This window comes from Janthinobacterium sp. 1L-D-8-B-C4 (genome assembly GCF_057291295.1).
Window position 1 is genome coordinate 96,866 of record NZ_JBXAVX010000010.1, and the last position, 13,915, is coordinate 110,780.

General features: G+C 65.2%; 14 protein-coding genes. 2 read left to right on the plus strand and 12 right to left on the minus strand.

Translation table 11 applies throughout. From position 1 onward, the window contains the following. Positions 1 to 2: 2 nt before the first annotated feature. From AC0Z42_RS18035 to AC0Z42_RS18085, 11 genes are all read right to left on the minus strand, one after another. Complete coding sequence (locus tag AC0Z42_RS18035; RefSeq protein ID WP_485469568.1) at positions 3 to 1,349, minus strand: TadA family conjugal transfer-associated ATPase; 1,347 nt, start codon at positions 1,347 to 1,349, stop codon at positions 3 to 5. A gap of 21 nt (positions 1,350 to 1,370) precedes the next feature. Next, a complete protein-coding gene (locus tag AC0Z42_RS18040) occupies positions 1,371 to 2,540 on the minus strand; it encodes a CpaE/TadZ family protein (protein WP_485469569.1) in 1,170 nt (389 codons plus the stop codon). 62 nt (positions 2,541 to 2,602) lie between these two features. Then, positions 2,603 to 3,214, minus strand: a complete 612-nt coding sequence (locus AC0Z42_RS18045; protein WP_485469570.1) for a TadE/TadG family type IV pilus assembly protein — start codon at positions 3,212 to 3,214, stop codon at positions 2,603 to 2,605. Then, positions 3,204 to 3,692, minus strand: coding sequence for a TadE/TadG family type IV pilus assembly protein (locus tag AC0Z42_RS18050; RefSeq protein ID WP_485469571.1), 489 nt, complete (start codon positions 3,690 to 3,692; stop codon positions 3,204 to 3,206). Before AC0Z42_RS18050 ends, AC0Z42_RS18045 begins: the two co-directional genes overlap by 11 nt. Continuing rightward, on the minus strand, positions 3,689 to 5,131 hold the full coding sequence (locus tag AC0Z42_RS18055; RefSeq protein WP_485469572.1) for a TadE/TadG family type IV pilus assembly protein: 1,443 nt from the start codon (positions 5,129 to 5,131) through the stop codon (positions 3,689 to 3,691). Before AC0Z42_RS18055 ends, AC0Z42_RS18050 begins: the two co-directional genes overlap by 4 nt. Next, complete coding sequence (locus AC0Z42_RS18060; protein ID WP_485469573.1) at positions 5,121 to 5,423, minus strand: hypothetical protein; 303 nt, start codon at positions 5,421 to 5,423, stop codon at positions 5,121 to 5,123. The genes AC0Z42_RS18055 and AC0Z42_RS18060 overlap by 11 nt, the downstream gene beginning before the upstream one ends. 16 nt (positions 5,424 to 5,439) lie before the next feature. Beyond that, positions 5,440 to 6,888, minus strand: coding sequence for a type II and III secretion system protein family protein (locus AC0Z42_RS18065; RefSeq protein ID WP_485469574.1), 1,449 nt, complete (start codon positions 6,886 to 6,888; stop codon positions 5,440 to 5,442). Positions 6,889 to 6,918: 30 nt separating this feature from the next. Beyond that, on the minus strand, positions 6,919 to 7,779 hold the full coding sequence (gene cpaB / locus AC0Z42_RS18070; RefSeq protein WP_485469575.1) for a Flp pilus assembly protein CpaB: 861 nt from the start codon (positions 7,777 to 7,779) through the stop codon (positions 6,919 to 6,921). Then, positions 7,776 to 9,143: a P-loop NTPase family protein gene (locus AC0Z42_RS18075; protein WP_485469576.1), complete on the minus strand. Its 1,368-nt coding sequence runs from the start codon at positions 9,141 to 9,143 to the stop codon at positions 7,776 to 7,778. Before AC0Z42_RS18075 ends, cpaB begins: the two co-directional genes overlap by 4 nt. A 93-nt stretch (positions 9,144 to 9,236) precedes the next feature. Then, positions 9,237 to 9,767 (minus strand): A24 family peptidase, encoded by a 531-nt coding sequence (locus AC0Z42_RS18080; protein WP_485469577.1) that lies wholly within the window; start codon positions 9,765 to 9,767, stop codon positions 9,237 to 9,239. Between the two features lie 54 nt (positions 9,768 to 9,821). Continuing rightward, positions 9,822 to 10,004, minus strand: coding sequence for a Flp family type IVb pilin (locus tag AC0Z42_RS18085; RefSeq protein WP_485469578.1), 183 nt, complete (start codon positions 10,002 to 10,004; stop codon positions 9,822 to 9,824). Positions 10,005 to 10,456: 452 nt separating this feature from the next. On the opposite strand from AC0Z42_RS18085, the gene AC0Z42_RS18090 reads away from it, so the two are divergent. Next, complete coding sequence (locus AC0Z42_RS18090; protein WP_485469579.1) at positions 10,457 to 11,503, plus strand: GGDEF domain-containing protein; 1,047 nt, start codon at positions 10,457 to 10,459, stop codon at positions 11,501 to 11,503. On the opposite strand, the gene AC0Z42_RS18095 is transcribed toward AC0Z42_RS18090, so the two are convergent. Further along, positions 11,500 to 12,726, minus strand: coding sequence for an HD-GYP domain-containing protein (locus AC0Z42_RS18095; RefSeq protein ID WP_485469580.1), 1,227 nt, complete (start codon positions 12,724 to 12,726; stop codon positions 11,500 to 11,502). The genes AC0Z42_RS18090 and AC0Z42_RS18095 overlap by 4 nt on opposite strands. A 151-nt stretch (positions 12,727 to 12,877) precedes the next feature. On the opposite strand from AC0Z42_RS18095, the gene AC0Z42_RS18100 reads away from it, so the two are divergent. Next, entirely contained in the window at positions 12,878 to 13,819 is a 942-nt protein-coding gene (locus AC0Z42_RS18100) for a LysR substrate-binding domain-containing protein (protein ID WP_485469581.1), read from the plus strand. The last annotated feature ends 96 nt before the right edge of the window (positions 13,820 to 13,915 follow it).

Here is a 13,915-nt window from a genome sequence, read left to right on the forward strand (position 1 = left end):
CCTCACTCGTAGATGCGGTCGGGGTCGAACACGCTGTCGGGCACCGGCGCGCCGAACAAGCGCAGGCGCTCCGTGAAGCGTGGCCGCACACCGGTGGCGCAGAAGTGGCCCAGCACGCGGCCGTTGGCGTCCACGCCGGTCTGCTCGAAGCGGAAGATTTCATGCATGGCGATGATCTCGCCTTCCATCCCCGTCACTTCCTGCAGGCTGACCAGCTTGCGCGCGCCGTCGGTCAGGCGCGACACCTGCATCACCACCGTCACGGCCGAACAGATCTGCTGGCGCGTGGCGCGCGGCGTCAGGTTCACGTTGGCCATGCCGACCATGTTTTCCAGCCGCGCCAGCGCGTCGCGCGCGGTGTTCGAGTGGATCGTCGCCAGCGAGCCTTCATGGCCGGTGTTCATCGCCTGCAGCATGTCGAGCGCCTCGGCGCCGCGCACCTCGCCCAGGATGATGCGATCGGGCCGCATGCGCAGCGCATTGCGCACCAGGGCGCGCTGGCTCACTTCGCCCTTGCCTTCGATATTCGGCGGGCGCGTTTCCAGGCGCACCACGTGCGGCTGGCGCAGCGCCAGTTCGGCCGCGTCTTCGATGGTGACGATGCGCTCGCTGGCAGGGATGAAGCCGGACAGCACGTTGAGCAGGGTCGTCTTGCCGCTGCCGGTGCCGCCCGAGATCAGGATATTGATCTTGGCCTGGCCCAGCGCCTGCAGCACCTGCACCATCGGCGGCGTCAGGCTTTTATAGTCGAGCATGTTGGCGATCGTCAGAGGCTGCACCGCGAAGCGCCGGATCGACAGGATCGGGCCGTCCACCGCCAGCGGCGGAATGATGGCGTTCACGCGCGAGCCGTCGGGCAGGCGCGCATCGACCATCGGACTCGATTCGTCGACGCGGCGCCCGACCCGCGAGACGATCTTCTCGATGATCTTCATCAGGTGCGCATTGTCATGAAACGTGACGTCGGTCAGTTCCAGGCGGCCACTGCGCTCGACGTAGACCTTGTCGCAGGTATTGACCAGGATGTCGGACACGCCAGGGTCGGCCAGCAGCGGCTCCAACGGCCCGAAACCCAGCATCTCGTGCTGGATATCGAGCACCAGGCTGTGCCGCTCGTGCTGGTTCAGCACGATGCGTTCTTCCTCGATCACGCGCTGCACCAGCAGCGCCAGCTCGTGCTTGAACTGTTCGGCCGTCAGGCGCTTCAGGCGCTCGAGGTCGATACGGTCGAGTATTGTCTGGTGCATGGTTTTTTTCAGCGCCTGGTAGGCGTGCAGCGCCAGCGCGCCATGTCCATGGCTGGCCGGGCGCGGCGGTTCGTTGGCCGCCAGGCGTTCGCGTAAGGTCATCTTGTCTCCCTTGAGGGTTGGTCAGGTATCGCTGCGGCTGAACAGGCGGTCGAACAGGCCGCGGCTTTCGGTGACGCGGCGCGCCGTCACCTGCTCGACCAGGTCGGCCAGGCTGCGCGCCACGGCGCTGGTGCGCGACAGTTGCAGCACCGGTATGCCCTGGTTGACCGAGTCGGTGGCGGACAGGTAGTCGTTCGGCACTGTGTGCACCACCGCAGCGCCCAGCGCCTGTTCCAGGTCGGCCAGGCGCAAGCGGCCACCCTTTTCGTAGCGGTTGACGATCAGGCGCAGCCGCTCGCCCGGATAGCCGAGCGAACGGAAGATGTCGAGCAGGCGGCGCCCGTCGCGGATGTCGGGCAGGGCCAGCTGCAACACGGGGTAGATGGCGTCGGCGCTGTCGAGCGCGCGCAGCGACAGCGCATCGATCTGGCGACCCACGTCGAGCACGATGTAGTCGTAATGCTGGCGCGCCACGGCCAGGATGCGGTCCATGTGGCCAGGCTGCATGTCGACCTTGTGCGCCGGATCGTCGGCCGCCGCCAGCACGCCGAAATTCGGCGTCACATGCACCAGGCAGGAGGCCAGGAAGGCGCCGTCCATGCGCGAGATCTGGGCGCAGATATCGGACAAGGTCATGGCCGGTTTCTGGTCCGAAACATACAGGGTGGCGTCGCCGAACTGGCCGTGCAGGTCGATCAGCAGCACCTTGCAGCCGGCCAGCGCGGCCAGCGCGTAGGCAAAATTGGTCGACAAGAAGGTGGCGCCGCTGCCGCCCTTGCACGAAATAAAGGCCAGCACCTTGCCATCGCGCATCTGCGTCACGCCGGCCTGGATATCGACCCGGTCCATCGCTTCGTGGAAGGCCTTGTGCACCAGCGGCAACTGCAGCACTTCACGCATGCCGGCGCGCATGGCGCGGATCAGCACGTCCTGCTGCTGGCCGCGCGTGAGCAGCATCAGCACGGCGGCCGGATACTGGCGCGCCAGGCGTTCGAGCAGGTCGGCCTCGTCGGCGTCGATGCCGCTGGCGTCGACGATCACCAGTTCGGGCGCCTCGGGCAGCATGCGCTCGACGGCGTCGCGCAGGCCGCTGCGGCGCTCCAGGATGCGCAGCACCGGCATGCGCGCGGCACCCTGGGCGGCGATTTCATCATGCAGCTGGACGTCACGGCTGATCATCAGGGCTCTCATTGCACATCCTTAAAAATAACGATACGACGGTCCGGCGATCCGGCGGTCCGGCGATCCGGCGGTCAGTTGCAAAAGGCGGGATTGTCCTGGTAGCCGAGCGACTCGGCCACCGCCAGTGTCACGCCACTGGGCAGGCGCACCGCTTGCGCACCCGATGGAAACATCATCTCCAGCAGCGGCAGGAGCGGACGGTAAGGCACCCGTTCGCATGTGCCGCCCGCAGCGGGCAGGCACAGCTGCGCCCGCACGAAGCGGATGCAGCTGGCGCCGTGCGGATCGTCCAGGCAATTGATACGGTTGCGCTGCGGGCAGCCCGGCATCACGCCCACCGGCAGCGCCGCCGACACGCCGCCAGCGGACGACTGGAACAGATAATCGATGCGCACATACGCGTCGCCGATGGCGCCACCCAACGGCAGCCGGCCCGGTCCCGCGCGCAGGATCGCCTGCTCGCGCACCGCCTGCACCGCGCTGGCATTGCTGAAGTCGGTGACGGCCGCGGCGCGCGCGGCGCGCCGGGTAATTTCCGGCACCAGATTCCACAGATAGACGGCGCGCGCCACTTCCAGCAGGGCAAACAGGAACAGGAAAAACAAGGTCGCCAGCATGGCGAACTCGACGGCAAAGACGCCGCCCTGGCGCCGCCGGCCTGCGTGTACGGTCTCAGTTCGCATAGCGCAGCACCGCGTTGGCATTCAATGAAATCGGTGCCAGCTGCGGCAGCCAGCGCATGGTCAGGTCGGGCAGGAAAGCGATCGGCAGGTCGGCGACAAATTTCACGCGCACCTGCAGCGGCCGCGTGACATAGGAACCGCAGGGATAGTCGCCGCTGGCATACACGCATTCGACGCGGATACGGTTGGCATTGAGCACCGGTCCCGTCTCGGCCAGCGCCTGCCGCACCATCTGCGTGGCAAACGCGGCGGCCTGGTTGGCGGTGTCATCATTCGTCATCTGCTGCAGCGGCAAGGTGGCCATGTAGCGCGCCGCATCCTGCGCGCTTTTTTGCACCGCCGTGTACATGAACAGGGCGCGACCGAACAACAGCACCACCGGCAACAGGCCCATGAAAAACAGCATGATCAGCGCCAGTTCGATCGCCGCCACGCCCTGCTGGCGGCGCTTGGGGCGGCACTGGACAGGGCGCCTCATCGCAGCAGCTCCGCCGGGCCGCCCAGCGCCAGTTCGTCGGCCATGCCGGCAAATTCACCGCTCAATACGCTGGCACTGGCGGGCGCCGTCATGAAAAAGCGGCCGATGCCCAGCACGCTGGCCAGCACGTCGCTACCGGCCGGCAAGGGGCAGGCCAGCAAGGCGATATGCAGCACGCGGCGCTGCGCCACGCCCGCATTGCCGACAGGCGCCGTAAGGAAGGCGGGCGCCGCATACGGCGTGCCGCTGGCAGGATAAAAGCTGTTGCTGGCCGGCGCCGTGGGCAGGCCCGGATACAGGCTGGCCCAGGCGCTGTTGGGAAAGGCCGTGTAGTCGCCGGCCGGCTTGGAATCGGCATATTGCACCGCCTTGGCAAACGACCACAGCGGCCCATAGCTGGCGGGCGCAATGCTGGCGGGCGTGCCGGCGGCCAGCGGCGGCAGGTCGGCCACCGTCAGCAAGGGCGTGCCACTGCTGGCCACCGCATTCGAGCCGGACGGCACATTCATCCACCAGTTCGACAAGGCATTCGGAAAGGCGCGGATATTCGTATCGGGCGGCGCCGTCACGGGGTTGCAGCGGCTGGCGCCATATTGGTTGAAGCGCGCATTGAAGGCCGGCCACAGCGCGGTGGGAAACGGCCGGTGCACGTGGATGGGCGTAGTGCCAATTGCCGTGTGCAGCACGCTGCCGCTGCAAATAAAGGGCTCGACGCTGGCGTCGCTCAATTGCGCGGAAGGCCCGATGGCGCCCAGCGGCCCAAGTGGATTGAGCAAAAAATGCTCGGCCGTTGCGCCATGCGGATTGAGCTTGAACAGGTTGTAGGCCACGCCGCGCCGAAAACCGAATTCCAGCGCTTCGCGGCGCTCGGGCGGCCCCGGATTGATGCGCAAGGACGCCGGCGCCGCCGACAGCGCGCACAGTGCCAGTGGCGTGATGCGCAGACTGCTGCGGCCCGCCACCGCGCGACCGCTGGTGCCGAGCGTGCGCAGGGCCGGCGACCAGGCGCCCAGGAAAGCGGTTGCCACCTGCCCCAGCGCAGGTACGTTGTCGCGCGTGTCGACGCGCACGAACAGCGCCCTGGCCGGATCGGGCACGGCGCCGGCGGCATGCCATGCGCTGGCGGGTGCATCGGCTGCGCTGGCGAAGCGGATACTGTCATCGGAAAGCAGGGCGCCCTGCAGGCGGCGCTGGTACAGGCTCTGGCCGGCCGCGCTGGCTTTCGCCTTGGCCACGGCATTGGCCAGGCCGGTGGCCGTACCCACCAGTTCGGGCGCGGCCGCCAGCGCCGCATTGTCGGCCAGGTTCTGCAGTTCGGTCTTGCGGCCGATGACCTGGCCGACATCGAGCGCCAGGCCGATAAAACCCAGCACCACAATCAGCAGGATGGAAAACATGATCAGCATCGCCCCCCGCTGGCGCACCGTTTTATTTTCCACCGCTGCCTCCCAGCAGGAAAGTCACCGGCGCCGCCGCCTGGCCATTCGGTTCGGCAAACGAGGCGCGGTAGCGCTCCATCACGGCACGCGCGCTGGCGCCGTCCAGGCCGTTGGCCGGCGCGGTATTGCCGGTGGCGGCCGGGTCCATTACCTGTTGCGCCATGGCCACGCGCGTGGCCTGGCCAAAGTGCGCATCGAAGCGCGGCGTGCTGCCCTGCACGCAGCCAGCCAGCTGCAGTAGCGGCAGCAGCAAAACAAGCGGCCGTATCAGGATGGGCATTTTCATTCGCATGGCATGGCTCCCTGGTTTATTGCAACTCGAAGCCGCCCACCGTGCGCGGCGCGGCGGCGGGCGTGGACAGCGGCGGCGGCGCGCCTTCCATCTTGCCGTTGAACATCAGATCCACGCGCGAAGGCGGCGTCAGCTGCGCCGTCGGCAAAGCTGCGCCAGCCGGCGGCAGCGGCTTGACCAGGTGGGCCGTGATGACGAACAGCAGCTCGGTGCGGTCGTGCTGGAAATCGGTGCTGCGAAACAGCGCGCCGAGCACTGGCAGCTCGCTGAGCCAGGGCAGGCCAGTGACGTTGCTGACCTGGTTGTTCTTGATCAGGCCGCCAATCGCATAGCTCTGGCCGTCATACAGCTGCACCGTGGTCGAGGCGCGCCGGGTGGTGATCACCGGCAGGATCGAGCGACCGGTGACGCCGGCGCTGGAAATGCCGACCCCTTCGCGCGACAGCTCCGACACTTCCGGCGCCACCTTCAGGTTGATGCGCCCGCCCGACAGTACGGTGGGCGTGAAACGCAGGCCGACGCCGTACTCGCGCTCTTCCAGCGTGACCTTGTTGTTGTCCTGGCCGACCGGAATGAAAATCTTGCCGCCGGCCAGAAAGCTGCCCTCCTGGCCGCTGATCGCCATCACGGTCGGCTCGGCCAGGATGCGCACCAGCCCGTCCTGCTTCTGCGCCTCGATGGTCAGTTGCTGGCCGTTCGACTTGCGCAGGTCCAAGAGGCCATTGGCCGCGCCGGTGAGAAAGTTCGACAGCAAGGTGGTGGCCCAGCTGCCGGAGGCAAAGCGCAAAGTGGCGCCTACTTCCAGGCGTTCGAGCAGCGACTTCGAGACTTCGGCGATCTGCACCGCCAGCATCACTTGCTGCGGCGCACTGACGTTGAGCATGTTGATGATGCGGCCAGCAGCCCCGCCCGCGCCCGTACCGGCGGCTGCCGCTGGCGTGGCCAGTGCAGCGCCGTCGGCCGGTTTGGGCAGCGCCAGCGGCGTGCTGGCGCGCCGTACATACGCTTGCGCCAGCTCGACCGCGCGCAGTACCGCGTCGGCGTCCTGCACCGTGCCCGACAGTACCAGGGTATCGGCGGCGGCCGTGACACGGATGGCTTTTTCTTCCGGCATCAGTTCGGCCAGCGTTGCGCGCAAGCCTGCCGGGTCCATGCTGACGGTGACATTGACCACGCTGCACACCCCGCTTCTGCCCTGAATAATCATGTTGGTGCTGCCGATATCGGCGCCCACCACGTACAGCGTATCGGGCGCCACCAGCATGGCTTGCGCCACGGCAGGATTGCCGACGCTGCGCTGCAGCACCGGCTCGGGCAGGCGCAGCATGCTCGACTTGCCTACCTCAAGCTGCAGATGGCCGGGCGTGGCGGCAGCGCCGCCGCAGCGTGGAGCGCTGTCGGCAGCGGCCGGCGGGGGCGATAGCAGCAGCAAAATCGGGCACAGGATCGGCAGGGCGCGGTTCATATCAGCATGTCCTCAGGTTGGGGCGGGCGGCTAGAAGCATTCGCGCGAGGTGCGCGTACCGTCGATCAGGCCGCTGCAATGCAGGGGCGGCGCCACCGCCGCCACGCGGCGCGGCGCGGCCGGCTTGACGGGGGCGGCCGACGCCGGTGCCACCGGGGGCGCGGCCGCAGGTTCGGGCGACGGCGCACCCAGCAGTGTCAGCTTGGTGGCGCCATCGGTCACGCCCGGCTGCGGATCGACCTGGTTGCGCAAGACCAGCGACAAGCTGCCCACGCTGCGCGCCAGATCCAGGTTTTCCGCCTGCGTCGGCGTCACTTCGAGGGTCACGGCATTGACCACGCGCGGTTTGGTTTCGTCGCGCCCCACTTCCTGCGCCACCGCCAGCACCAGGATGCGTTCGAGCACGATCTTGGAAATATTGCGGCTTTGCGGATACGTGCGGTCGCCCGCATCCTGCTGCGTGCTGACGATGATGTCGACATAATTGCCCGGCAAGGCAAAGCCGGCCACGCCGATCACGTCATTGACGCGCACGGTGATGGCGCGCCGCCCTTCCGTGATCAGGGCCGACAGGCCGCCCAGGGTGCCGGCCGGGGCCAGCTTTGCCTCGCTCAGCGGCTCGCCGCGCAGCACGCTGCTTTTCAGCACCCGTCCCGACAATTTCAAGGGGTCTTGCAGTGCGCCTTCCGGCAGGCTTTCCGCCGGCCATTCGGCCAGGCGCAGCATCTCCGGGCTCAGGCGCTGGCCCAGGTTGACGTCGGCCGCAGCGACCACGATCTTGCCCTTGCCGGCAGGGTTCTGGCGCAGCAGCCAGTGCGAGGCCAGCAGCACCGCCAACAAGCCCAGCACGATGGCCAGCGCCATCATCATCAGTGCGCGGCGATTTTTCATGCGATGTTCTCGTCGAGTACACCGTCCGCCACATCGCAACTGGCAAACAGGCTGCGCCAGGCCTGTTCCAGCGTGGCCACCGTCAATTGCGCTTCGCTGCCGGCAAAGCCGGCAAAGTCGGCGATGCGCTCCAGCAATTCACGCGGCGTGCTGGCCAGCAGCGCCCGACCGCTGACGCCATGCAGCTGGCGCAGCAAATGATTGAGCACCAGTTCATCGTAGGCGATGCCGGTGGCGCGGCATTGCTGGCGGAACAGCACGCGGTAGGCGCTCTCGCCCAGCGGTCCGAGCCGCACCTTGTAGCCGATGCGGCGCAGCAGTGCGGCGTCAAGCAGGCTGGCCGGCGCCAGGCTGGTGGCCAGCACCAGCGCATTGTCGAATGGCATGCTGATACTGGCGCCGCCGCGCAGGGCCAGCTGATCGATGCCGCAAGCGGCCGGCTGTATCAGCCGCGACAGCAATTGCGGCGCCGGCAGGCGCTGGCAGCCCAGGTCGTCAATGATCAGCATGCCATTGTTGGCGCGCACATGGGGCGGCGCCTGGTAGCAGCCACCACCTTCGTCATGGCGCAGTTCCAGCATGCCGCTGTCAAACTCGGCACCCACCTGGATCACGGGCCGCTGGCACAGCACCCAGCGGATATCGGTGCTGCGGCGTTCCAGCGCCTGGCGCGCATGGCTGCCATGCTGTACTGGCGGCAGGTGCACGGCCGGGTCATACAGGCAGATGATGTCGTGCCCCACCAGCACGGCATATGGCACCGCCACCAGGCCATGCAACAGTTTGCCCAGCTGCAGCGCCAGCGCGGACTTGCCGCTGCCCGGCGGGCCGTACAGCAACAGCGAGCGCCCGGAATGCAGGGCCGCGCCAACCGTGTCAAGCAGGCCCGGCCCGGCGTGGGCGCCACCCAGCACCACCGCCAGGTCATCGCTGGCCACGCGCAGCTCCTGCACCCGCCAGGACTGGCGCTCCACCATGGCGCGGTAGGCTGCCAGCGTGACCGGGGCCGCGCCCAGGTAGGCGCAGCGTTCCATGTAGGCGGCGGCATGCTGCTTGCCGGCGCCGGTCAGCTGATATTGCACGTCGATCTCGGATTCGCCACGCCACGCCACTTCGGCCAGTTGCTCGCCAACCATGAAGTCCAGCACTTCGCGCAGCACATTGATCGACAGCCGCAGCCGCGTGGTGAGCAGCGACAGATGGCTCTTGCCGCCCACCAGGATAGCCTTGGCGATCAGTTCCACCACCAGCTGGCGCTCCAGTCCCGTCTCGTGCAGGCTTTTCGGCTGCGGCGGCAAGGGCGGCATCAGCGCCGCATCGGCCGGACGACTGGTCTCGGCGGTGAAATAATCGACTTCGGTCATGCTTTTCTCCCCTGCTTATCTAGCCTGCGAAAGACAGAATTTCATTCTAACGAGCAACTTCAGGTGGACATTGATTCCAAGCAATGATCGGTTTCAGAGATAATTTCGTCCCTGTACCGCCAGGCTGCCCAAGGCGATCGCCAGGCCATACGGCATGTTGCCAACGCTGACGTGGCTGCCGGGCGATGACGCCAGCGGCATGCCGGCGGTGCGCGCCAAGAGCGGCCACAGCAGCTGGCGCAGATTGCGCACGCAGGCACGCCAGCTGCCTTGCCAGGTGACGATCAGCAAGGCCATCACGCCACCGAGCACAAAGGTGGCAAAGCAGATCAGCAGGGTCGGCCAGGGACCGGCAAAGGCGCCGACCATGGCGATCAGCTTGACGTCGCCGGCGGCCATGCCGCGCAGCAAATACAGTGGCAGGAACAGGAAGAAGCCGGTGGCCATGCCACCGAGGCTGTCGAGCAGGCCGGATGGCGGCGCCAGCCAGCCATGCAGGCAGAACGCGGCAAGCAGGCCCGCCAGTACCAGCCGGTTGGGAATTTTTCGGCGCATCAGATCGCTGACGGCGGCGGCCGTCACGAAGACCAGCAGCAGCAGGTCGCACAGCACGCTTGCAGACATGGGGAACTCCCGTAAAAAAAACCCGCCACCGGTTGCGCGGCGGCGGGCACCCACTTAAGGCGTCAACACCAGGTTGGTTGAAATTTCGGTGAGGACGGACAGCAGGTTGGTCTTGATCAGCAAGAAACCGGCCGTGATGGCAGTTGCCATCAGGGCCGCAATCAGGCCGTATTCGATTGCCGTAATGCCATCCTCATCCTTGACAAATTGCTGTACTGCCGACAGGAAGGTATTCATGACAGGCTCCCAAAAGTGAAACACAAGTCCCTGGCGCAATCGAGTGTGAAACATTGTCCATTCCTGCTACTATGTTTCTTGCCGTAAATTTCTGCGCCATTGCAATGACTATAAAACGCGGGCAATTTTCCAAATTGACGCACCACAAGTTTCTAGACGGAAATTGTCAAGCTTCGGTGGAATGGCGGGAGATGGCGGAGGACAGGACGATGATGGCGACAGCAAGCACTTTTTGCGCTGCGATGCACGAATCTCATCTATTTACATGAAATCTTGCATACGTAATTGCCTATGAGGCAAAAAAACATTATCCTGCTTAGCTCTTCTTTGGAAAGGCATCTCGCCGCAGGTTAGTGCCACCAAATAATCCTTGGCTTCTTGTAACGGACGTATATTGCTCGACGCAATGTTGGTATGAAGAATCTTGTGTGACCACTTTCCAGAGAACGACGATGGATTCCCTACTGAAACACATGGTGGACATGACCGGCCACCGCGATCACACCATGCTCGACGTCTCGGTGATCTCGGCGGTCCAGGAACTCGCTTGCGCGTCGCAAACCCGCGTGCTGGCGCTGACCAGCGTGCGTGGCCAGGTGTTCGTGCGGGCGCGGGCCATCGTGGTGGCAGGCAGTCCGGCGCGCATGGAAGACAATCTCGACCCTGCACTGCCAGGCGAACCGCTGTCGGACTATCCGGCGCTGGCGGCCTGCATCGCGCGCCATGAAACCAGTTGCGATGCGCTGTGCGCCGATGGCCGCCACCTGCTGTGGCTGCCCATCTGGATCGGCGACCAGGTCACTACCTGCCTTGAAATCACCAATCCCACGCCGTACACGGGCGCCACCATCCAGGTCATCGGCGGCATCGTCAGCGTCTACCGCAATTTCCAGAACCTGCTCGATTACAGCGAACGCGATTCGCTGACCGGTTTGCTGAACCGCAAGACCTTCGACCACCAGCTGGCCAAGATCCTGCAATCGCGCGGTGAGCTCGACAGCGAAGCGGCGCGCCCGGCCGATGAAGAGCGCCGTCATCACGGCAATACCGAACGGCAATGGCTGGCGGTGGTTGATGTCGACCATTTCAAGCTCGTCAACGACAAGTTCGGCCACCTGTATGGCGACGAGGTGCTGATCCTGATCGCCAACCTGCTGCAATCGTCGTTCCGCTCGCAAGACCGCATCTTCCGCTTCGGCGGCGAGGAATTCGTCGTGCTGCTGCGCTCGATCACCCTGGAAAATGCCCAGAAAATCATCGATCGTTTCCGCATCAACGTCGAAACCCACGATTTTCCACAAGTGGGCAGGGTTACCGTCAGCGTCGGTTTCGTCAGCATCAGCGCCTTCGAAGCGCCCGTCATCATCCTGGGCCGCGCCGACCAGGCGCTGTACTATGCAAAAAGCCACGGCCGCAACCTGGCCTGTCACTACGATGAGCTGGTGGAAAAGGGCATGCTCACCGCCGTCGCCTCGAACGATACGGCCGAATTCTTCTAGGCGTCCGCCAGCGACAGGAAACGCATCGGATCGACCTGCCACTTGGCCGCCGATTCATGGCCGACAATCTTGTCGCCGCCGCCAAAACCGAGTCCGCGCGACAGGTCGACCGTTTCCGGCTTGATATAGGCGTTGCTCCTGGTACTGAAGAATACATTCACCTTGGGCGCCAGCAAATTGCTCTCGTGGGCCTCGATCACCACGGCCAGGCGGCCAGACTCCAGCTTGACCATCGTGCCTACCGGATAGATACCCACGCAGCGCATGAAGTCCTGCGCGAAGACCGGATTGAAGTGGAATTTGCTCCATTCATAGATCTTGCGCAGCGCATCGGCCGCTGGAATCGCCTTGTGATAGCTGCGCTCGGATGTCAGGGCGTCGTACACATCGACAATCGCCGCCATCTGCGCCAGTTCGCCGATGGCGTCGCCGGCCAGGCCATCGGGATAGCCGCTGCCGTCGCGCCGTTCGTGATGGTGCAGGGTGATATCGAGTGGAATCGGTCCCACTTCGGGTGTTTGCAGCAAGATGTCATGCCCATCGCGCGGATGGCGCTTGATGAGGGCAAATTCTTCCGGGCTCAAGGGTCCGGGCTTGTTGAGGATGGCGTCGGGTACCAGCGCCTTGCCTGTGTCGTGCAGCAAGCCGCCCAGCCCCGCCTGGTGGGTGGTGGCAGGATCGAGCCCGCGCGAGCGGCAAAACGCCACCATCAGCGCGCAGACGCTGATCGAATGCAAGAAGGTATAGTCGTCCTTGGTCTTGATGCGCAACAACCCTACCAGCGCCCCCGGATTGCGCAGGATCGACTCGGTAATCTCCTCCACCATGGGCTGGACCCGGTCGATATCGACCGCATTGCCCAGCCGCACATCGGCCATTACCGTGCGCACCAGGCCCGATGCCTGCTTGCGCAGCTGCGTCGCGCGCGCCAGCTCCATGCTCAGCGAGATGCGCGTGACCTGCTGCGGCGCGCTGGCGATCTGCACCAGCTCGCGTTCGATGGCGGCGGCCGCCTGCGCCACGCTGGGCGCGTCCTGCACGTCCAGGCCCTTGCTGTTGTCGATCACCACGTCGTGGATGCCGGCGGCGATGATCTTGCGGATTTCTTCGTCGCTGCGCAGCAGGAAACGGTTGCGCATGAAGGGATGCGTCATCCAGTCGCAGCTGAGATCATGGACATACATACCCACTTTTAACTGCGAGGAATCGACTTTTTTGAACATGCTTTCATCCCACAAATCCGTCGGCGTGCGCGCCAGGGCGCACCAGAAGCGCTAGAATGAGTATAGCAAAATTGCAAGCCCCGGCAACGTCCATGCCAGCGCATGGTTTTTATGCCACAAGTTCCCGTTTTCCTCATCAGATTGCCCGTCCATGGAATTGCGTCAACTTCGCTACTTTGTTGCCATCGTCGACCACGGCTCGCTGTCGCGCGCCGCCCTGACCCTGCATGTGGCGCAGCCGGCCCTGACGCAACAGCTGCGCCAGCTGGAAGAAGAACTGGGCGTGCAACTGCTGCACCGCTCGGCACAGGGGGTCCTGAGTACCGACGCCGGCAAGATCTTCTACGAACACGCCCAAGCCATCCTGAAACAGGTGGCCGATGCCCGTTCGGCCGTCACGCAAAGCGCCACCCGCCCGTCCGGCAATGTGACCTTGGGACTGCCGCACAGCATTTCCGGCGCGCTGGCGCTGCCGCTGTTGCTGGCCGCGCGCGAACAGTATCCCGAAATCACCCTGCAACTAACCGAGGAAATCACCGGCAACCTGACCGAGCAATTGAAATCGGGCCGCCTCAACCTGGCCGTGCTGTTCGACGACGGGCAACTGGCGCCGTTTGCCAGCAGCGCGCTGGTGGAAGAAGAGATGCGCTTCATTTGCCGCAGCGATGCTTACTGCGCGCCCGAGGGCGACGCCTTGTCGTTCGCGCAGGCGCTGGCCACCACTTTGATCCTGCCGGGCCCGCAGCACGGCGTGCGCCCGCGCATCGACAGCCGCGCGCGCGCCGCCGGGCTGACGGCGACGCATGTGATCGAAATCAATTCGATCGCCATCCTGAAATCGGCGATTCTTGCCGGCATGGGCGCCACCATCTTGCCGGCCGCGCCGATGCTGGCCGAACTCGACAGCGGTGCCATGCGCAGCTACGCCATTCATGAGCCGGCACTGTCGCGCACGGTGGCGCTGTGCGCCTCGAAAAACATTCCACTCACCAATGCCGGCGCGGCCGTCAAGCAACTGGTGCGGCAAGTGGCGGCGCAGTTGTGCGATAGCGGCCGCTGGCAAGGTGCCCATATGCTGGCACTCGCCACATAAGTAAAACTTATAGCCCCATCGGCAAGGCATATTTGCCGCGCCCTCCTCGCCGCCCTACACTGAGGCAGCCGCGTACAAGCAGCAATTCCGTGTGCC